Genomic DNA, 633 nt, shown 5'->3' with positions numbered 1-633 from the left:
CTTGACTACCTAAGCCCCGCACAGTTTGAGAGACTGGCCGCTTGATCTGAAAATGCCTCTCCACTTTTCCGAAGCAAGTCCACTCCTGCTCGAACGATTCGAGCGGGACGACCCGCTGGTGTGCCACCTGCGATTCTGCAATCGGCGCCTTTGCCTGTGGCTCTGCGAGTGGCGAGAAATCGAGGTAGGCAATTTCCTTGAGGCCCGCTATGGTTGGCGCCTGATCGTTATCTTTGCCCAATAACAGTGAGCGATAGTCGACAGGCTTAATTTGAGGAGAAGTCTCCTCGGTCAGGGGTGTAATTACTCTGCCCCCACCTGTGAATTCGCTTGAAGTGCGGTCAACGAGTTCATGACGATCGCCGACGTCAAGAAGAGCTGCCGCGCGACCCTCAAAGATCTTCGACATCGCGCGCTGACGATTGGCGACTGTGTCGTCGATTTCGAAATTGTAGATCAGTCGTCGAATGCCGTCCTCAAAACCTGGGCTGCGAGCGATCGCCAGTTCACCCTGGTAGTTCGTCCTGATCGCATCGATATGCGATAACGGAGTAAGCGCCGTTTTGACCCCACCTTCCGGATCAGCGTGCGATTGTTGATGTTGTGGCCGAACGAGGCTCCGACATATGACGA

Annotated in this window: 1 pseudogene; it reads right to left on the bottom strand. The window is 55.0% G+C overall.

The annotated features are described in order from the left end of the window. A pseudogene (locus E8Q41_RS25695) lies at positions 1-633 on the bottom strand (hypothetical protein); the annotation flags it as partial.

This window comes from Rhizobium sp. FKL33 (assembly GCF_005222915.1).
GTDB lineage: Bacteria > Pseudomonadota > Alphaproteobacteria > Rhizobiales > Rhizobiaceae > Rhizobium_E.
This window is presented reverse-complemented; position numbering and strand designations above follow the sequence as displayed.